This is a genomic window from Streptomyces sp. NRRL S-337, assembly GCF_000720175.1.
GTDB classification, from domain to species: Bacteria; Actinomycetota; Actinomycetes; order Streptomycetales; family Streptomycetaceae; genus Streptomyces; species Streptomyces siderophoricus.
Genome location: NZ_JOIX01000015.1, coordinates 47,552 through 65,091 on the forward strand (window position 1 = coordinate 47,552; position 17,540 = coordinate 65,091).

General features: G+C 73.2%; 16 protein-coding genes and 1 pseudogene. 14 read left to right on the top strand and 3 right to left on the bottom strand.

The window, feature by feature from the left end; genetic code table 11:
• The first annotated feature begins 83 nt into the window (after positions 1-83).
• The 7 genes and pseudogenes from ssd to IG62_RS44600 all read left to right on the top strand — a co-directional run.
• Complete coding sequence (gene ssd, locus IG62_RS0113470; protein WP_078871986.1) at positions 84-1,283, top strand: septum site-determining protein Ssd; 1,200 nt, start codon at positions 84-86, stop codon at positions 1,281-1,283.
• Positions 1,280-2,446 carry a TadA family conjugal transfer-associated ATPase gene (locus IG62_RS0113475; protein ID WP_234326472.1) on the top strand — a complete coding sequence of 389 codons (1,167 nt, stop codon included), beginning with the start codon at positions 1,280-1,282 and terminating at the stop codon, positions 2,444-2,446. The genes ssd and IG62_RS0113475 overlap by 4 nt, the downstream gene beginning before the upstream one ends.
• Entirely contained in the window at positions 2,443-3,510 is a 1,068-nt protein-coding gene (locus IG62_RS0113480; protein ID WP_078871987.1) for a type II secretion system F family protein, read from the top strand. Before IG62_RS0113475 ends, IG62_RS0113480 begins: the two co-directional genes overlap by 4 nt.
• A gap of 362 nt (positions 3,511-3,872) precedes the next feature.
• A complete protein-coding gene (locus IG62_RS48605) occupies positions 3,873-4,433 on the top strand; it encodes a type II secretion system F family protein (RefSeq protein WP_324604622.1) in 561 nt (186 codons plus the stop codon).
• Positions 4,434-4,679: 246 nt separating this feature from the next.
• Positions 4,680-4,817, top strand: coding sequence for a DUF4244 domain-containing protein (locus IG62_RS0113490; RefSeq protein WP_234326474.1), 138 nt, complete (start codon positions 4,680-4,682; stop codon positions 4,815-4,817).
• Positions 4,804-5,202: a TadE family type IV pilus minor pilin gene (locus IG62_RS0113495; RefSeq protein ID WP_078871988.1), complete on the top strand. Its 399-nt coding sequence runs from the start codon at positions 4,804-4,806 to the stop codon at positions 5,200-5,202. The genes IG62_RS0113490 and IG62_RS0113495 overlap by 14 nt, the downstream gene beginning before the upstream one ends.
• Positions 5,177-5,449: pseudogene (locus IG62_RS44600) on the top strand (Rv3654c family TadE-like protein); the annotation flags it as partial. The gene IG62_RS0113495 and the pseudogene IG62_RS44600, both read left to right, overlap by 26 nt.
• 865 nt (positions 5,450-6,314) lie before the next feature.
• On the opposite strand, the gene IG62_RS0113500 reads toward IG62_RS44600, so the two are convergent.
• The gene (locus IG62_RS0113500; protein WP_234326476.1) at positions 6,315-8,681 is read right to left on the bottom strand and encodes a DEAD/DEAH box helicase; all 2,367 of its coding nucleotides are present in this window, start codon (positions 8,679-8,681) and stop codon (positions 6,315-6,317) included.
• A gap of 161 nt (positions 8,682-8,842) precedes the next feature.
• Between IG62_RS0113500 and bldG the strand changes: the two genes are divergently transcribed.
• From bldG to IG62_RS0113535, 7 genes are all read left to right on the top strand, one after another.
• Entirely contained in the window at positions 8,843-9,184 is a 342-nt protein-coding gene (bldG, locus tag IG62_RS0113505; RefSeq protein ID WP_030412609.1) for an anti-sigma factor antagonist BldG, read from the top strand.
• Positions 9,185-9,293: 109 nt separating this feature from the next.
• The gene (locus tag IG62_RS0113510; RefSeq protein ID WP_030801482.1) at positions 9,294-9,737 is read left to right on the top strand and encodes an ATP-binding protein; all 444 of its coding nucleotides are present in this window, start codon (positions 9,294-9,296) and stop codon (positions 9,735-9,737) included.
• 599 nt (positions 9,738-10,336) lie between these two features.
• Positions 10,337-12,745, top strand: coding sequence for a sodium-translocating pyrophosphatase (locus IG62_RS0113515; RefSeq protein WP_030801485.1), 2,409 nt, complete (start codon positions 10,337-10,339; stop codon positions 12,743-12,745).
• Positions 12,746-12,962: 217 nt separating this feature from the next.
• Positions 12,963-13,547: a hypothetical protein gene (locus IG62_RS0113520; RefSeq protein WP_030801486.1), complete on the top strand. Its 585-nt coding sequence runs from the start codon at positions 12,963-12,965 to the stop codon at positions 13,545-13,547.
• A gap of 90 nt (positions 13,548-13,637) precedes the next feature.
• Positions 13,638-15,200, top strand: coding sequence for a DUF7059 domain-containing protein (locus IG62_RS0113525; protein WP_399123439.1), 1,563 nt, complete (start codon positions 13,638-13,640; stop codon positions 15,198-15,200).
• A 103-nt stretch (positions 15,201-15,303) separates the two neighbouring features.
• Positions 15,304-15,501: a hypothetical protein gene (locus tag IG62_RS0113530; RefSeq protein WP_030801490.1), complete on the top strand. Its 198-nt coding sequence runs from the start codon at positions 15,304-15,306 to the stop codon at positions 15,499-15,501.
• Between the two features lie 157 nt (positions 15,502-15,658).
• Positions 15,659-16,063 (top strand): hypothetical protein, encoded by a 405-nt coding sequence (locus IG62_RS0113535; protein ID WP_030801493.1) that lies wholly within the window; start codon positions 15,659-15,661, stop codon positions 16,061-16,063.
• 41 nt (positions 16,064-16,104) lie between these two features.
• Here the strand turns inward: IG62_RS0113535 and IG62_RS0113540 are convergent, their stop codons facing one another.
• Together IG62_RS0113540 and IG62_RS0113545 are read right to left on the bottom strand one after the other, a co-directional pair.
• Positions 16,105-16,530, bottom strand: a complete 426-nt coding sequence (locus IG62_RS0113540) for a DUF2752 domain-containing protein (protein ID WP_030801495.1) — start codon at positions 16,528-16,530, stop codon at positions 16,105-16,107.
• On the bottom strand, positions 16,527-17,123 hold the full coding sequence (locus tag IG62_RS0113545) for a hypothetical protein (RefSeq protein WP_030801498.1): 597 nt from the start codon (positions 17,121-17,123) through the stop codon (positions 16,527-16,529). Before IG62_RS0113545 ends, IG62_RS0113540 begins: the two co-directional genes overlap by 4 nt.
• Positions 17,124-17,540 lie beyond the last annotated feature (417 nt).

A 17,540-nucleotide genomic window follows, 5' to 3' on the forward strand; every position in this document is an offset into this window, starting at 1 on the left:
ATCCACCCGGATTTCCCGATCCCTGCATCGTAAAAGTCCGCGAGTTCGCGAGTGCGAGTCGCGTAGCGATAGGGGGACGGGACATGGCTGGAACCATGCCATCGGAAGGGCCGGCCCGGGCCGGCGAAGAGTGGGGCGGCCCACTGATCATCACCGAGGACGAACGGCTCCTCGACGACCTGCTGCGGCTGTGTGCGGCGGCCGGCGCGCTGCCCGAAGTGGCGCACGGCCTGCCGGCCCGCAAGGGGGGCTGGGAGGCGGCGCCCCTGGTGATCGTCGGGGCCGACTGCGCGGGCAGGTTACGCGGTGCCGGACGCCGCCCCGGCGTGATCCTCGCGGCCGGGGGCACCGACGACCCCGAGACCTGGCGGCAGGCCGTCGCCCTGGGCGCCGAGCGGGTCCTCGGCCTTCCCGACGGCGAGCGCTGGCTGGTCGACCGGATCGCCGACGCGGTCGAGGGGGACGGGCCGCCGGCCCTCACGGTGGGCGTCATCGGCGGCCGCGGTGGCGCCGGGGCGAGCACCCTGGCTGCCGCGCTGGCCGTCACCGCCGCGAGGACGGGCCGGCGCACGATGCTCGTCGACGGCGACCCGCTGGGCGGCGGGCTGGACGTCCTGCTGGGCGGGGAGAAGGAGAAGGGACTGCGCTGGCCGGCCTTCGCCGAGTCGCGCGGCCGGGTGGCCTGCGGCGCCCTTGAGGAGTCCCTGCCCCGGCTGCACTCCCTACGGGTTCTCAGCTGGGACCGCGGCACCGAGGTCGCCATTCCGCCGCCGGCCATGCGCGCGGTCGTCTCCGCGGCACGCCGGCGCGGCGGGGTCGTGGTGGTGGACCTGCCGCGCCGCGCCGACGAGGCGACGGCGGAGGCACTGTCCCAGGTGGACGTCGGGCTGCTGCTGGTCCCCACGGAGCTGCGGGCGGTGGCGGCGGCCCAACGGGTGGCCGCCGGGGTGCGGCCCCTGCTCGGCGATCTGCGGCTGGTGGCGCGCGGAACCCCCGACCGCCATGGACACGGCCTGCCCCCGGCCGAGATCGCCCGCCTCATGGACCTCCCGCTGGCCGGCGAACTCCCCTGGGAGCTCGGCCTGTTCGCGGACCTGGCCCGCGGTCTGCCGCCGGGCTCCCAGGCGCGCGGTCCGCTGGCGCGCTTCTGCGGGGAGTTCTGGTCCCGGGCGACGGGGGGCCGGGACGGTGCCACTGAGCCGGGAGCGGACCGGAAGGGGGCGTCCGGCGGCGTGGGTCCGGCGGCCGCGCGCCCGGACGGAGCGGACGGAGGCCGGCCGTGAAACAGGGCGAGGGCCTGCTGGAGGCGGTACGGCGACGACTCGCCGAAGCCGGGGCGGAGCCGACCCCGGCCCGGGTGGCGGTGGCGCTGCGCGAGGAAGGGCGGCTGCTGGGGGACACCGAAGTGCTGGGCGTGGTGGGGGCGTTGCGCTCCGAGATGGTGGGCAGCGGACCGCTGGAGCCGCTGCTGGCCGCGCCCGACGTGACGGACGTCCTGGTCACCGCGCCGGACGAGGTGTGGGTGGACCGCGGCGCCGGCCTGGAGCGTACGGACGTCCGCTTCCGGGACGGCGCGGAGGTCCGCCGGCTCGCCCAGCGGCTGGCGGCGGTTGCCGGCCGGCGGCTGGACGATGCCCGGCCATGGGTGGACGCCCGGCTTCCGGACGGCACCCGGCTGCACGCCGTCCTGCCCCCGGTGGCGGTCGGCGGGACATGCCTGTCCTTACGGGTGCTGCGGCACAGGGCCTTCGCGCTCGCGGAGCTGGTCGCGGCCGGGACGGTCCCTCCCGGCGGCGACCGGCTGCTCCGGGCGGTGCTGGCGGCCCGGCTGTCCTTCCTGATCAGCGGCGGTACGGGCTCCGGCAAGACCACGCTCCTCAGCACGCTGCTCGGCCTGGTCGGCCCGGCCGAGCGGATCGTGCTGGCCGAGGATTCGGCAGAGCTGCGCCCCGACCACCCGCATGTGGTGCGGCTGGAGACCCGGCCCGCCAACCAGGAGGGCGCGGGGCGGGTGACGCTGCGGGACCTCGTACGCCAGGCGCTCCGGATGCGGCCGGACCGGCTGGTGGTGGGCGAGGTGCGGGGCCCGGAGGTCACGGACCTGCTGGCCGCCCTCAATACGGGCCATGAGGGCGGCTGCGGCACGGTCCATGCCAACGCCGCCTGCGACGTCCCCGCGCGCCTGGAGGCCCTCGGCTCGACCGCGGGCCTGGACCGGGCCGCCCTGCACAGTCAGCTGGCGGCCGCGCTCTCCGTCGTCCTCCACCTCGTACGCGACCGGACCGGCCGCCGCCGGATCGCCGAGGTGCACGTCCTCGAGCGCAATCGCGACGGCTGTGTGGTGACCGTACCGGCGGCCGTCTGGAGCCCGGACGGCTTCCAGCCGGCGCAGGGGTGGGGGCGGTTGAGCCGCCTGTGCGAGCGCGGCGGAGGCGAGTGGTCATGAACGGCGCCGCGGTGGCGCTGGTGGGCGCGGTGGTGTGTGCGGGGGCCGCGGCGCGGCTGGCGGCCGGGGGGCGGGAGGACGTACGGCGGCGGGCCCGGGCGGTCCTCGGAGGCGATGCGGGCGACCGGGCTTCCCAGGGGCGGGCCCCGCGGCTGGGGGAGGAGGTACGGGCGTGGTGCGCGGGACGGGTGACCGACGGGGAGCGGCGCTGGCGCCTCGGGCGCCGGGTCGACCTCGGCCGGGAGCTGTGGTGCCTGCCGGCCGGGCTGACGCTGGGCGTACTGGGAGGGTCCGTGCTGCCGGTGCTCGCGGCACCGGTGGCGGGGTACCTCGTTCGGCGGTGGCTTGCCGGCCGTCGGGCGGAACGGGCGCGCGAGCGGCGGACCACCGAGGTGATCGGGCTGTGCGCGGCGGTGGCGGGGGAGCTGCGCGCCGGTCGGCAGCCGGCCCAGGCGCTGTACGCCGCGGGGGATCCACCGGCGCTGGGCCCGGCGGGCCGGGCGGCGGCCGCGGCCGCGCGTTACGGCGGGGACGTACCGCGAGCGCTACGGGCCGCGGCGCGGCAGCCCGGGGCCGAGGGGCTCACCGCGGTGGCGGCGTGCTGGCAGGTGGCGGTCGAGGGCGGTGCGGGGCTGGCCGCCGGTCTGGAGCGGATCGCGGCCGGACTCCGCGTCCGCCGGGAGCTGCGCGAGGAACTGCGGGCCCAGTTGGCCGGCCCCCGGGCGACCGCGCTGATGTTGGCGCTGCTCCCGGTGGGCGGCCTCCTGATGGGCACCGCATTGGGCGCCGACCCCCTGGGAGTGCTGCTGCACTCCCCGGCCGGCTGGGGCTGCCTGGTGCTCGGCGGGCTCCTGGAGTGGGGCGGGGTGGCCTGGACGACCCGGATCGTCGCGGAAGCGGAAGGCACGGGCGGCACGAAGGGCGTGCGCGGCGCGCAAGGAACGGATGAAGCGGAAGGGGCGGACGACGCGCAGGGCGCGGAAGGCGCGGGAGGTGCGCGAGGCGCGGAAGTGCGGAACGACCGCGCGGGCGCACGGAAAGTACGCATAAGGGGCATGGGGTGAGCGCGGTGGTGGGTGCGGGCATCGACGTCGCAAACGTTGTCCACAGGCTGGGGATGACGGTGGCCGCCGCGTCGCCCGTCGCCATGGTGGTTCTGTGTGCGATGGCGGCGGTGGCGGCAATGGCGGTGCTGGACGAGGCGCGCCGGCGCCGGGCCGTACGGAGCCGGGCGGCGGCCGTTCTGGGCCACGGGCCGGCCGCGGACGGCGGACGCGGTGGCAGGCCCGGTGGCAGGCCCGGTGGGCCGAGCCGGTTCCTGCGGCCCGGAGGGCGCGCAGGTCGTATGCGAGCGAAGGCCCGGGGCCGACCAGCGGGCGCCGGCGGGCCGGCGAGATGGGCCGGGGCCCTGGGTGCGGCAGTCTTCGTGGCCCTCCTCATCGGTGGGGCGGTCGGCGTCCTGGCGGGTCTCGTCGCAGGCTTCGTCGCGCACCGCAGGCTGGCGCGCCACCAGGAGGCGCAGGCCGCACGGTCGGCGGCCGAGGAGGTACACCGGCAACTGGCGCCGGCCGCCGATCTGTTGGCCGCCTGCCTGACGGCGGGAGCCGGTCCACGCGAAGCGGCCGAAGCGGTCGGCCGGTCCCTCGACGGGCCGGTGGCCGAACGGCTGCGGCAAGTGGCGGCGGAGCTGCGACTGGGAGGTGAACCGGCCGTCGTCTGGCGGCGGTTGGCCGCACTGCCCGGCGCCGAGGAACTCGCCCGCTGTATGGAGCGCGCAGGGATATCCGGCGTGCCGGCGGTGGAGTCCGCGTCCCGGATCGCCGCTGCCCTACGCGCCGAACGGGACAGAGCCGCAGCCGCACGGGCCCGGCGGGCCGGCGTGCTGGTCACTCTCCCGCTGGCCGGGTGCTTCCTCCCGGCGTTCCTCCTGCTCGGGGTGGCCCCGGTGCTCATCGGACTGGCGGGCGGCCTGCTGGGGCGCAACTGACTACGAGGACCGACTACAAGAGCTGACCAGAAGGGCTGGCAAGAAGCGCCGACGCGAGAAGGAGTCGCCCGCCAACGACAACAACCCAAGCCACGAAGACGACAACAACGACAACGACAACGACCAAGCAACCACACGACCCAGACAACGACAACGAACCGGCCGGGAGGCGGCCGGGGAACGGGGGTTGGCATGTTCCGGCGATGGAGGAAGCGGCTGCGCGGGATGGCGGCCGATGACCGAGGGATGGCGACGGCCGAGTACGCGATCGTCACGCTCGCGGCCTGTGCGCTGGCCGTGGTGTTCTACCGGCTCATCACGAGCGGCACCGTGCGTGCGGCGTTGCGGTCATTGATCGAGCAGGCGCTCCATGCACCGTCGTGACGGCGGAAGGACGCTCCGCGGGGCCCGCGCGGCCCCCCGGAGGGCGCACGACGCCGGCTCTGTGACCGCGGAGACGGCTCTGGTGCTGCCGGTGCTGGTGGTGGTCGTGGCGGTGCTCATCTGGGGCCTGATGGCCGCCTGTGCCCGCATCGAGTGCGTGGACGCGGCGCGGGCCGGGGCCAGGGCGGCCGCGCGCTCGGAACCGCGGACGGCGGTGCTCGCGGCCGCCCGGCGTGTGGCGCCCCGGGGCGCGCGGGTGGCGCTGGCCCAGGAGGGCGATCTGGTGCGGGTACGGGTTGAGGCCGCGCTGCCCGGTGTGGGGGAGCTGACGGTACGCGTCGGAGGGGAGGCGGTGGCTCTTGCGGAGGAAACGGTGGGGCGATGAGGGCTCGGCGACGGTCTGCACGGTCTTCGCCGCCGCGGCGCTGTGCGCGGTCTTCCTGGCCCTGATGGGACTGGGCCAGGCCGTCACGGCACGCCACCGGGCGGGCGGCGCCGCCGACCTTGCCGCGCTGGCGGCCGCGGACCGAGCCGTGCGGGGCCCGGCCGCTGCCTGCGCGGCGGCGGGCCGGGTGGCGGCTGCGCAGCACACGCGACTGGTGCGCTGCGCGGTCTCCGGCCCGGTCGCGGACGTCTCGGTGGAAGCAGGGAGCGGGCCCTTCACCACCCAGTCACGGGCCCGCGCCGGACCGGCGGCACAAGGGACATCCGCTGCCCGTACGGAGGCGCAATGGGCGTCCGCTGCCCGTAGCGAGGCGCAAGGGGCCTCCCCTGCCCGTAGCGAGGCGCAAGGGGCGTCTCCTGCCCGTAGCGAGGCGCAAGGGGCGTCTCCTGCCCGTAGCGAGGCGCAAGGGGCGTCTCCTGCCGGTACGCCGCCGCAAGGCAGGCATCCTGCCCGGCCCGGCGCCACAGGAGCCGTCCCCGGCCGGTACGGCGACGCAGGAGGCACATTGCCGGCCCGGTGGGTCTCCGGGCCCGGCGCCGCTCGTACGACAGCACCAAGGACGCCCAACGCCCATCGGACGGCACACGCATCGCCTTCCCCTCGGCCGGCACACGCACTGGCCCCCGCCCACCGGACGGCACGCGGACCACCCGCCTCTCGCCCGCCGGCACGGCCGCCCGAGTACGTGCACGCACCCCCACCGGCCTCTTTCCACCCACTACGGGAGGGGACAGACCGGAGGACGAAGTCCGTAGGGCCGGCACCGCACCCGACACCCAACGCCCGCCGCAGGCGCAACGGCGAGCAACAAGCACGGCGCTGCAGCCGAGTACGTGGGAGGGGCCGCCAGCGCATCGGCGGGCAACAGGCACGGCGCCGCAGCCGACCACGCAGGGCCGCCAAGCGCAACGGCGAGCAACCACCACGGCGCCGCACCCGAGCCCGTGGGGCGACCCCGCCGCCCGGCGACCCCGCCCGCCGCCCGGCCACCCCCCGGCCGCCCAGCCACCCCCCGGCCACCCCCCTCCGCCCGGCCACCCCCAGCGCGTGCCTCAAGCAGGCTTTTTCGGGGCGCCGCGGAGGAGTTCGCCGAGGAGGCGGATGGCGCCGCGTTTGTGGAGGGGGTCGTTGCCGTTGCCGCATTTGGGGGACTGGATGCAGGACGGGCAGCCGGCCTCGCACTCGCAGGAGGCGATCGCGCTGCGGGTGGCGGTGAGCCAGTCGGCGGCCGTGTGGAAGGCGCGTTCGGCGAAGCCCGCGCCGCCCGGGTGGCCGTCGTAGACGAACACGGTCGGCAGCAGGGTGTCCGGGTGGAGCGGGACGGAGACGCCGCCGATGTCCCAGCGGTCGCAGGTGGCGAAGAGCGGCAGCATGCCGATGGAGGCGTGCTCCGCGGCGTGCAGTGCGCCGCCGAGCTGCCGGGGGCCGACGCGGGCGGCGTCGAGCTGGTCCTCGGTGACCGTCCACCACACCGCGCGGGTGCGCAGCGTACGCGGCGGCAGATCGAGCTTGGTCTCGCCCAGGACCTCGCCGGTGATGAGCTTGCGGCGCAGGTAGGACACGACCTGGTTGGTGACCTCCACGGAGCCGAAGCACAGCCGGGCGTCCCCCCAGGGGACCTCGGTGTCGGTCTCCAGGATGGAGATGGCCGTGGTGTCGCGGGCCGTCGTGGAATACGGCGGGCTGGCCTCCTCGACGAGCGCGACGTCGTCGTCCAGGTCGAGGTGGCGCACTACGTACGTACGTCCCTGATGGAGGTGGACCGCTCCGTCGTGCACGGTGGTGTGCGCGGCGCCGGCGTCCACGGTCCCCAGCAGCCGCCCGGTGCCGGCCTCCACGACCTGCACCGGCGAACCGCCCTGGCCGCGGATGTCGGTGAGGTCGGCGGCCCGTTCGCGGCGCGTCCAGTGCCAGGCGGTGGCGCGCCGCCGCAGCAGTGCCGCGGCCTCCAGCTGCGGCATCAGCCCTGCGGCCGCGGGCCCGAAGAGCGGGAAGTCGGCCTCGGTGAGCGGGAGTTCGGCGGCGGCGGCGCACAGGTGCGGGGCGAGCACGTAGGGGTTGTCGGGGTCGAGGACGGTCGACTCGACCGGCTGGTCGAAGAGCGCCTCGGGGTGGTGGACGAGATAGGTGTCCAGCGGGTCGTCGCGGGCCACGAGCACCGCCAGCGCGCCCTGCCCGGCCCGTCCGGCCCGTCCGGCCTGCTGCCACAGGGACGCGCGGGTCCCCGGATAGCCGGCGATGACCACGGCGTCCAGACCGGAGACGTCCACGCCCAGCTCCAGCGCCGTGGTGGCGGCCAGGCCCAGGAGCGCTCCGCTGTGCAGGGCGCGTTCCAGGGCGCGGCGCTCCTCGGGCAGATAGCCGCCCCGATAGGCGGCGATCCGCGCGGGCAGCGAGCGGTCCACCTCCGCGAGCCGTTCCTGGGCGATCAGCGCGATCAGTTCTGCGCCGCGCCGGGAGCGTACGAAGGCGACCGTGCGCACGCCCTGGACGGCGAGGTCGGTGAGCAGATCGGCGGTCTCGGCGGTGGCCGTGCGGCGCACCGGGGCGCCCTGTTCGCCGTGCAGCTCGGTCAGCGGCGGCTCCCAGAGCGCGAAGACCAACTCGCCGCGCGGCGAGGTGTCCTCGGTGATCTCCACCACGGGCAGACCGGTGAGCCGGGTCGCGGCCCGGGCCGGCTCGGCGGCCGTGGCGGAGGCGAGCAGGAAGACCGGCTCCGAGCCGTAACGGGCGCAGACCCGGCGCAGCCGGCGGAGGACCTGGGCGACGTGCGAGCCGAACACACCGCGGTAGGTGTGGCACTCGTCGATGACGACATAGCGCAGCGCGCGCAGGAAGGAGGACCACCGGGGGTGGGACGGCAGGATGCCGCGGTGCAGCATGTCGGGGTTGGTCAGCACGTAGTTCGCGTACTGGCGGACCCACTCGCGCTCCTCGACGGGGGTGTCGCCGTCGTAGACCGCGGGCCGGACGGCGTTGCCCAGCGGGGTGGCCAGCTCGCGAACGGCGCGCCGCTGGTCGGCGGCCAGGGCCTTCGTCGGGGCCAGATACAGCGCCGTGGCGCCCCTGCCGTTGGGCGCCTGTGCACCGTCCAGGAGAGCGGAGAGGACCGGCGCCAGATAGGCCAGGGACTTGCCCGAGGCGGTGCCGGTGGCCACCACGACCGACTCGCCGCGCAATGCGTGTTCGGACGTCCGTGCCTGGTGGGCCCAGGGACGCTCGATTCCGGACGAACGGATCGCGTCGATCACTTCGGGCCGGATCCGATCGGGCCAGTCGGTGTGGCTGCCGATGCGCGGGGGCAAGTGCTCCGTATGAGTGATGCGCGCAGCGCGGGTCGCGCCCCGGGCGAGACGTTCGAGAATCATGCCTGGGGAAGGGCGCGCGCCCGCATCCGGCGGGAGTCGATTGGAGGCCATCGGCACCGAGTGTGTCACCGGAGTGACGGACAATGCTCAAAGGGCGTCGTGCACGCCTGCTGGTAAGTGATTGAATGCCATCGCGGCTGCCAGATCCGCCCCTACTTCGGTGGGGAGGCCCCAGGGGGGCGACCGCTCGATAGCAAGGTGCTGGAGGATCCGTGGACCTGTCCCTGTCGACCCGGACCGTTGGCGACCGTACGGTCGTCGAGGTCGGTGGCGAGATTGATGTATACACCGCGCCCAAGCTGCGTGAGCAGCTGGTCGAGCTTGTGAACGACGGAAGCTACCACCTCGTGGTGGACATGGAACGTGTCGACTTCCTCGACTCCACTGGGCTCGGCGTCCTGGTCGGCGGACTCAAGCGGGTGCGCGCCCATGAGGGCTCGCTGCGCCTGGTCTGCAACCAGGAGCGCATTCTCAAGATCTTCCGTATCACCGGTCTGACCAAGGTGTTCCCGATTCACACCTCGGTCGAGGAAGCCGTCGCAGCCACTGACTGACGGCTTGCCGGGCCCCCGCGCCGGCAGGCGCGGGGGAAGGAAGGAGTGGGGGGTACCGGACGGGTGTCCGGCCCCCTGCGTCGCACGCCCGCATATCGAGGGGGATGGCATGGCCACCGTCGAACTCCGTTTCAGCGCCCTTCCGGAGCATGTCCGCACCGCGCGACTGGTCGCGGCTGCCGTGGCACGGCGGGCCGGGGTGGACGAGGCCGTCCTGGACGAGGTGCGGCTCGCGGTCGGCGAGGCCTGCAGCCGGGCCGTGGGGCTGCACGAGAGCCATGACATCGAGTCGCCGGTGCGGGTGCTGCTGATCGAGGACGAGAAGAAGTTCTCGATCGAGGTCGGCGACGGTGTGCCCGGCGGGACCACCGCGGCGGGTGCCCGGGGAGCCGGCGAGGCCGAGGGCGCCGCGGAGAGCGACGCCGAGGGCGAGGACGAGATGGGCCTCGCGGTCATCAGCGGGCTGGTCGACGACGTCGAGGTGACCGCCGGTGAAGAGGGCGGCATGATCCGCATGAGCTGGCCCACGACGACGACGGCAACCATCTCGTAGCCGGGACCGACGGCTGCCCTGCCGCAGCCCGTATCCGCTCGTACCCGTACTCGTACTCGTACCTGTACTCGTGCCAAGCGTCTGTACGTCTTCATGGCATGCCCCTGCTCGCTGCTCGCTGCTCTGCGCGGGGCCACGGGGCGTCCGCCACCCCGCCCCCATGCGTTGCGATCCGGACTCGATCTGACGGGTCCTCATGGGTCGTCATGAGCCCTCACGGTCCCTCAGAAGGGCGTCCGGGGGCGGTGGGTCACCCGTTCGGTCGCGGCCGGGCGGCTCAATTCTCTCCGGGGTCTCCTGTGCCTCATTCGGCCCAGCCGCCGGGACGGTGTCCTTGAGCAGCGGCGATCAATGCGTGATCAAGCGGCGATCGGTACGACGAAGAGATCATCTGCCGACGGTCAGTGAATTCGGTGCATTCCTTCGTCCGGGCGAATTCCGGGCGCCGTCTGCCTTTTGATCTTCGCGACTACCGGCGAATTCCCTTTGAGGCGCCCTGTTTTGATCAACCGGGGCTCCCTACAATCCGTCCACATCTCTTGCTCAGGACGCCTGAGCGTGCTTCCGCGCGCCCATGTGCCAAACGTCAAGGAGGACGAATGGCGGGGCCTTACACCCCTCAGTTGCTTGACACCCCCTCTTTTCTGGCCGGGCCGTCACTGACCGCGGGCAACCGCGGCATCGTGCTGGTGATCGCCGCGGTAGCGCTGGCGGCGCTGGCCGTCGCGGCGGTGCTGGTCCGCCAAGTGCTTGCGGCCGGCGAGGGAACCGACAGTATGAAGAAGATCGCGGCGGCGGTGCAGGAAGGCGCAAATGCCTACCTGGCACGGCAGTTGCGGACCCTCGGCGTATTCGCGGTCGTGGTGTTCTTCCTGCTCATGCTGCTGCCCGCGGATAACTGGTCGCAGCGCGCCGGACGCAGTGCCTTCTTCTTGATCGGCGCGGCATTCTCGGCGGCCACCGGCTATATCGGCATGTGGCTCGCGGTGCGCAGCAATGTGCGTGTGGCGGCGGCCGCCCGGGAGGCCACTCCGGCCGAGGGCGAATCCCGGGAAAAGGATCTTACGGCGGTATCCCACAAGGCGATGAAGATCGCTTTCCGCACCGGTGGTGTGGTCGGCATGTTCACCGTGGGACTCGGTCTGCTCGGTGCGTCCTGTGTGGTCCTCGTCTACGCCGTCGACGCGCCCAAGGTGCTGGAGGGCTTCGGCCTCGGAGCCGCGCTGATCGCGATGTTCATGAGGGTCGGCGGCGGCATCTTCACCAAGGCCGCCGACGTCGGCGCCGACCTCGTCGGCAAGGTCGAGAAGGGCATCCCCGAGGACGACCCGCGCAACGCCGCGACCATCGCGGACAACGTCGGCGACAACGTCGGTGACTGCGCCGGTATGGCCGCCGACCTCTTCGAGTCGTACGCCGTCACACTGGTCGCCGCCCTCATCCTGGGCACGGCGGCCTTCGGGGACGCGGGCCTCGCCTTCCCGCTGCTGGTGCCGGCCATCGGCGTGATCACCGCGATGATCGGCATCTTCGTCGTCGCGCCGCGGCGCCGGGACCGCAGCGGCATGACCGCCATCAACCGCGGCTTCTTCGTCTCCGCGGGCATCTCGCTGGTCCTGGTGGCCGCCGCGGTCTTCATCTACCTGCCGTCCAGCTACCGCGACCTGACCGGTGTCAGCGACCCCGTGGTCCTGCGCCACAGCGGTGACCCGCGGATGCTGGCCCTGGTCGCGGTCGCCGTCGGCATCGTGCTCGCCGCGCTGATCCAGCAGCTGACCGGCTACTTCACCGAGACCACCCGGCGGCCCGTACGGGACATCGGCAAGACCTCGCTGACCGGCCCGGCCACCGTCGTCCTCTCCGGCATCTCGGTCGGTCTGGAATCGGCCGTCTACTCGGCGGTGCTGATCGGACTGGCCGTCTACGGGGCGTTCCTGCTGGGCGGCGCGTCCATCACCCTGGCGCTGTTCGCCGTGGCGCTGGCCGGCACCGGCCTGCTGACCACCGTCGGCGTGATCGTGGCCATGGACACCTTCGGACCGGTCTCCGACAACGCGCAGGGCATCGCCGAGATGTCCGGCGACGTCTCCGGGGACGGCGCGCAGGTGCTGACCGACCTGGACGCGGTCGGCAACACGACCAAGGCCATCACCAAGGGCATCGCCATCGCGACCGCCGTATTGGCCGCCTCCGCGCTCTTCGGCTCCTACCGGGACGCGATCGCCACCGCCGTACGCAACATCGGGCGGGCCGCCGGCGGCATGGGGCTCAGCCTGGACATCTCGCAGCCCAACAACCTGGTCGGGCTGATCCTCGGCGCCTCGGTCGTCTTCCTGTTCTCCGGGCTGGCGATCAACGCCGTGTCGCGGTCGGCGGGAGCGGTGGTCTTCGAGGTGCGCCGGCAGTTCCGGGAGAAGCCCGGAATCATGGACTACACCCAGACGCCCGAGTACGGGCGGGTGGTCGACATCTGCACCAAGGACGCGCTGCGCGAGCTGGCCACCCCGGGCCTGCTGGCGGTGCTCACCCCGATCGCGGTCGGCTTCTCGCTGGGTGTCGGCGCGCTGGGCTCGTTCCTGGCCGGGGCGATCGGCACCGGCACCTTGATGGCGGTCTTCCTCGCCAACTCCGGTGGCGCCTGGGACAACGCCAAGAAGCTGGTCGAGGACGGCCACCACGGCGGCAAGGGCAGCGAGGCACACGCCGCCACCGTCATCGGTGACACCGTCGGCGACCCGTTCAAGGACACCGCCGGACCGGCGATCAACCCGCTGCTGAAGGTGATGAACCTGGTGGCGCTGCTGATCGCGCCCGCCGTGGTGAAGTTCTCGTACGGCGAGGACAAGAACATCGGCATCCGGATCGCGACGGCCGCATTGGCGCTCGTCGTCATCATCGGTGCCGTGTACGTCTCCAAGCGGCGCGGGATCGCCGTGGGTGATGAACACAACAACTCCGAGGAGCCCGACGGCGTCGCCAAGTCGGCCGAGACGGCGGTGGCGTCCTAACCGGAACCGACCGTCGGAAGGCTCGCGGACCGCTCAACTGGGCGGGTGGACGGCGCACGTTGCAGGCGCCGGCCACCCGCCCTCGGTCTGCCCGGGTGGCCCTGCGCTCCTTGGTGCAAATGGCTGCAATGAGGGCCGGGCCGGATGCCCGACCCGGGGACCAGGGCGTTCGGACGTGTATGTTCCGGGGCCGAGAGCCATGGAAGGGACCAATCCGGTGAACAAGAAGCTTGTGGCTGCACTGTCCGGCGGGGCGGCACTGATGCTCGCGCTGACCGGCTGCAGCGAGGACAACGGAAAGAAGCTCAACGACTGGGCGAAGAGTTTCTGCGACCCCGCGCAGGCTCCGTTCAAGCAGATCCAGGACGCCAACGCCGCCATGCAGACGGCCGACAACGGCAGCACGGACTCCAAGAAGGTCCAGCAGACCGACTCGGCGGCCTTCCAGAAGATTTCCCAGGCGTACGCCTCGCTGGCCAAGTCCCTGCAGCAGGCCGGGCCGCCGCCCACCGACCAGGGCAAGCAGGCGCAGGAGAACGCGGTCAAGGAGCTCAACTCGCTGTCCAAGGGCTACGCGGACCTGCAGAAGCAGGTCAACAGCCTCGACACCTCGAACAAGCTCAAGTTCGCCGACGGGCTGCGCGACCTGTCCAACGGCATCAACAAGCTCAACAAGCAGAGCGAGGCCGCCTTCAAGAACCTGGAGGCCGGTGACGTCGGCGCCGCGATGGCGAAGCAGAAGGGCTGCCAGAACCAGGCCGCGTCCGGTTCCCCGGTGCCCACGCCGTCCAAGAAGTCGTAGCGCCTCCGCGGGGCCTCCTGCCGGCCCGGCGACGCGCCCGGGAAGGGCGTGCCGCCGGGCCGGCGCCGATTGTCGGTGGCAGCACGGACAATGGTCGGTGTGAGTACGCACCTCCCCACCGCTGATGTCCAGGACCCCGAGAGCAACGCCCGCACCGCCAGGCTGCGCGAGGCGCTGCTGACCGCCGCCTTCACCGCCGACGGGCTGCTGGACCTGCTCGGCGCGCCCGCCTACGCCGCGCTGGCGCGCAACGAGACCGTCCCCGCGCTGCGCGCGACCCGCGGCGACAGCCCGCTCGCGACCCTGGTGCGGCTGTTCCTGCTGCAGCGGCCGGTGGAGCTGGGCCGGGCGCGGGCGGCCCTGCCGGTCGAGGACTGCCTCGCCGACGGCTGGGTGGTGCAGGACGGCGACACCCTGCGCGCCACGGTGGACGTCCGCCCGTACGGCGGCCCCGAGGGACAGGACTGGTGGATCGTCTCCGACCTGGGCTGCGCGGTCGGCGGCGCCGGCGGCATCCGGGGCGCCGGGGAGACCGAGCGCGCGCAGCTGGTGCTGGGCGTCGGCGGCGCGTCCACCACCCTCGCCGGGATCACCGTGCGCCGGCCGGCCGCCAAGGCGCTCGACCTCGGGACGGGCTCCGGCATCCAGGCGCTGCACGCCGCCCGGCACGCCACCCGGGTCACCGCCACCGACCTCAACCCCCGCGCCCTGCGGATCACCGCGCTGACGCTGGCGCTCTCCGGGGCGGGCGCGGCGGACCTCAGGGAGGGCTCGCTGTTCGAACCGGTCGGGGACGAGACGTACGACCTGATCGTGTCGAACCCGCCGTTCGTGATCTCGCCCCTCGGGCCGGACGGCGCCCGGCTGACGTACCGGGACGGCGGGATGGGCGGCGACGACCTGTGCCGGATCCTCGTCCAGCAGTCCGCCGCGCACCTCAACGACGGCGGGTACTGCCAGATGCTCGCCAACTGGCAGCACGTCGAGGGCGAGGAGTGGCACGACCGGCTGCGCTCCTGGGTGCCGCGCGGCTGTGACGCCTGGATCGTGCAGCGCGAGGTGCAGGACGTCACGCAGTACGCCGAGCTGTGGCTGCGGGACGCCGGTGACCACCGCGCCGGCGACGAGGAGTACGCCGCACGGTACGACGCCTGGCTGGAGGAGTTCGCGGCCCGTAGGACCAAGGCCGTCGGCTTCGGCTGGATCACGCTGCGCAAAACCGGGTCCGACACCCCGTCCGTCACGGTCGAGGAATGGCCGCACCCGGTCGAACAGCCGCTGGGGGACGCGGTCGTGGCCCACTTCGAGCGCCAGGACTATCTGCGCTCCACGGACGACGCCGCGCTGCTGGCCGGGCGCTTCCGGCTCGCCGACGGCGTGGTCCAGGAGCAGGTCGGGCTGCCGGGGGCCGAGGACCCCGAGCATGTGGTGCTCCGTCAGAACCGCGGTATGCGACGGGCGACGAAGGTGGACACCGTCGGTGCGGGCTTCGCCGGTGTGTGTGACGGCACGCTGCCCGCCGGACGGATCCTGGACGCCATCGCCCAACTCGTCGGCGAGGACCCGGTGCTGCTGCGGGACCGTACGCCCGCCTCGATCCGGATGCTGGTCGAGCAGGGCTTCCTGGAGCCGGTGGCGGAGGAGGAGAAGTAAGGGGGAGCAGGGGGAGTAGGGGAGCAGAGGGGGACGGCGAGGGGGCGGAAGGCGTTCATCCGGTGTTCGCCGGGACGCCGCCCTGGAGTGCGACGCTGCGCGCATGGAGAGTGGACCCGAGGCATTCGCCGGTGTGGCGTTCGCGCTGTTCGGTGCCGGACTGCTGGTGTGGACGGGGGCGTGCGCCCGGACCGGTACCCCGGTCGCCGAGGGGGTCAGCCGCCCGGTCGCCGCGGTCACCGCGCTGCTCGCGGGGGTGCTGTTCCTGATCACCGGGGCCTGGCTGCTGGTGGCGCTGTAGCCGGGCGGCGGGTGGAGGCGCGGTGGTACGTCCAGTTCCAGACAGTTCTGTCACAGATGGCTGATCTGTGACGGCCCGCGGAACGTCCGCGGGCCGTCCGTCATGTTCCTCGGTGAAGGTCGCCAACGGCCACCACACCGACAGTGAGGAAACTCCCATGAACCGCGCACTTCGCTACGCCACCGTCGGCGCCATCGCCGTCTCCCTGATCGCCGGGGGCTCGGCCGCCGCCTTCGCCGCGCCGCAGGACCTCCACGCCGCCAAGCCGGTCGTGGCCACCGCCCCTGCCGCCGCGTCGCTGACCGCGAAGGCCAGCGTGAACTCCGTCAAGGCCTGGCAGGAGTTCCGGATCTCCGGCACCGCCAAGGGCCTCAAGGCGGGCACCAAGGTCACCGTCCAGCAGAAGCAGGGCACGAAGTGGGTCTCGCTGCCCGCACAGACCCCGGTTGCCAAGAGCGGTGCCTACTCGGTGCGCGTCAAGCTCGGCATCAAGGGCGCCAACCAGCTCCGGATGGCCGCGGGCAAGACCGTCTCGCCGGCGGTCTCCGTCACCGTCCGCTGACCTTGATGGTCTGGGTCCCCGTCGGCTGAGGCCGCCGGGCGTCAGCCGACGAGGTTGCGGACGAGCATCCACACCGCGGCGATGCCGAACACCACGGCATTGCCGCGGCCCGTCAGTTGCAGCCGGTACGCGCGGCCGCGCAACCCCAGGACCAGCCAGCGCAGCAGGACGTACGCGATCGCCGGCACGCCCAGGACGAGCAGCACCGCGTTGTCGTGGAAGGCCCGCAGCACGTCGCCGTGCAGCAGGTCGTACGCCATCCGGGTGCCGCCGCACGCCGGGCACAACACCCCTGTCAGCAGCCGGAACGGGCAGGGGATCAGCACCTGCCCGGGCTGGTGCGGATCGGTGTGCCAGAGGTAGACGGCGGCCGCCGCACCGGCGGCGAGGGCGAGTGACGCCCGCCGGACGGTGCGGCTCCGGATCGCCGCCCCGGAGGGCGGACCGGCCTGTCCCGCGTCGCTCACACGCTCAGCGACCGTGCGTAGTTGACCTGGTTGAGCACGAACATGACCTGCTCGCGCGACTGCACCGGGACCATCGTGGAGTGGTGCCGGCCACCGCTGGCCACCGTGACCTGCACGAAGCCGGTCGTGGTCCGCTCCTTCATCAGCAGGAAGAGCAGACCCAGCAGACAGAACAAGAAAAAGATGATGGCGAGCACGACCGCGTGCGCCGGCATCTTCTCCTCGGTCCGCGACATGTCCGTCGCGGTCCACACGGCGCCCTTGAGCGGCATCGCCCCCGTAGGCGTCATGATCGTGTCGCCGCTCACCGCGATGTCCCCGAGCGACAGCGCCATCCCGCCGGGCTGCGGAGCGGCCTGGAAAGCGCCGGGGCCGGGCGGCGGGGGGCCGGCCGGAGCGCCGGCGGGCGGGAAACCGGGCGGCGGGGGCGTCGAGCCGGGCTGCGGATAGCCGTATCCGGGCTCGCCGGGGCTGCCGCCCTGCGGATAGCCGTAGGCGGAGTCGGCCGGGCCGGGCGTGGCGTACGGATTCTGGCCGGGCTGAGCGGGCTGGCCGGGCTGCTCCGGTGGCGGTCCGGGGTACTGGTTCGCCATGGGTGAGATTCCCCCGAGGGTATGCGTGACGACGGCGGTACCCGGCCCGAGCGGTGGGCCGTGCCGTGTCCATCCTGCGCCCATCCTGCCAGCCCGCTCACCTGACGTACCAAGACAGTGAAGGGATCCGGGGCCGTCTTGTGACATGTGCCGCGGCGCGGGCGCGGATCGCGGACCTGGATCATGCGCGGGCCTCCGGGCGGAGCCGCGGGGCCGTCATGATCCAGATGGCGCGTGCCGGACCCGTGGCGGCCGGCTGAGGTGGTCCAGGCGGCATGAAGGCATGTAGTCGGGTTACCGTTCGAGTGGCGTTGCGGGGTTTTTCCGTTTGACACGGGGGCGGGAGGTACCGTCACACTCCGCAGCGTCAAGCGTCACCGCAGTGCGCCCCCGCATCCGGCCGGGGGGCATTTTCCG

Excerpts from the sequence above, each read along its gene's own strand:
- IG62_RS0113480 (WP_078871987.1), top strand. The coding sequence starts at position 2,443 with ATGAACGGCGCCGCGGTGGCGCTGGTGGGCGCGGTGGTGTGTGCGGGG.
- IG62_RS0113500 (WP_234326476.1), bottom strand. The coding sequence starts at position 8,681 with ATGGCCTCCAATCGACTCCCGCCGGATGCGGGCGCGCGCCCTTCCCCA.
- IG62_RS0113525 (WP_399123439.1), top strand. The coding sequence starts at position 13,638 with ATGGTCGGTGTGAGTACGCACCTCCCCACCGCTGATGTCCAGGACCCC.
- ssd (WP_078871986.1), top strand. The coding sequence starts at position 84 with ATGGCTGGAACCATGCCATCGGAAGGGCCGGCCCGGGCCGGCGAAGAG.
- IG62_RS0113530 (WP_030801490.1), top strand. The coding sequence starts at position 15,304 with ATGGAGAGTGGACCCGAGGCATTCGCCGGTGTGGCGTTCGCGCTGTTC.
- IG62_RS0113495 (WP_078871988.1), top strand. The coding sequence starts at position 4,804 with ATGCACCGTCGTGACGGCGGAAGGACGCTCCGCGGGGCCCGCGCGGCC.
- IG62_RS0113510 (WP_030801482.1), top strand. The coding sequence starts at position 9,294 with ATGGCCACCGTCGAACTCCGTTTCAGCGCCCTTCCGGAGCATGTCCGC.
- IG62_RS0113490 (WP_234326474.1), top strand. The coding sequence starts at position 4,680 with ATGGCGACGGCCGAGTACGCGATCGTCACGCTCGCGGCCTGTGCGCTG.
- IG62_RS0113535 (WP_030801493.1), top strand. The coding sequence starts at position 15,659 with ATGAACCGCGCACTTCGCTACGCCACCGTCGGCGCCATCGCCGTCTCC.
- IG62_RS0113515 (WP_030801485.1), top strand. The coding sequence starts at position 10,337 with ATGGCGGGGCCTTACACCCCTCAGTTGCTTGACACCCCCTCTTTTCTG.
- IG62_RS0113545 (WP_030801498.1), bottom strand. The coding sequence starts at position 17,123 with ATGGCGAACCAGTACCCCGGACCGCCACCGGAGCAGCCCGGCCAGCCC.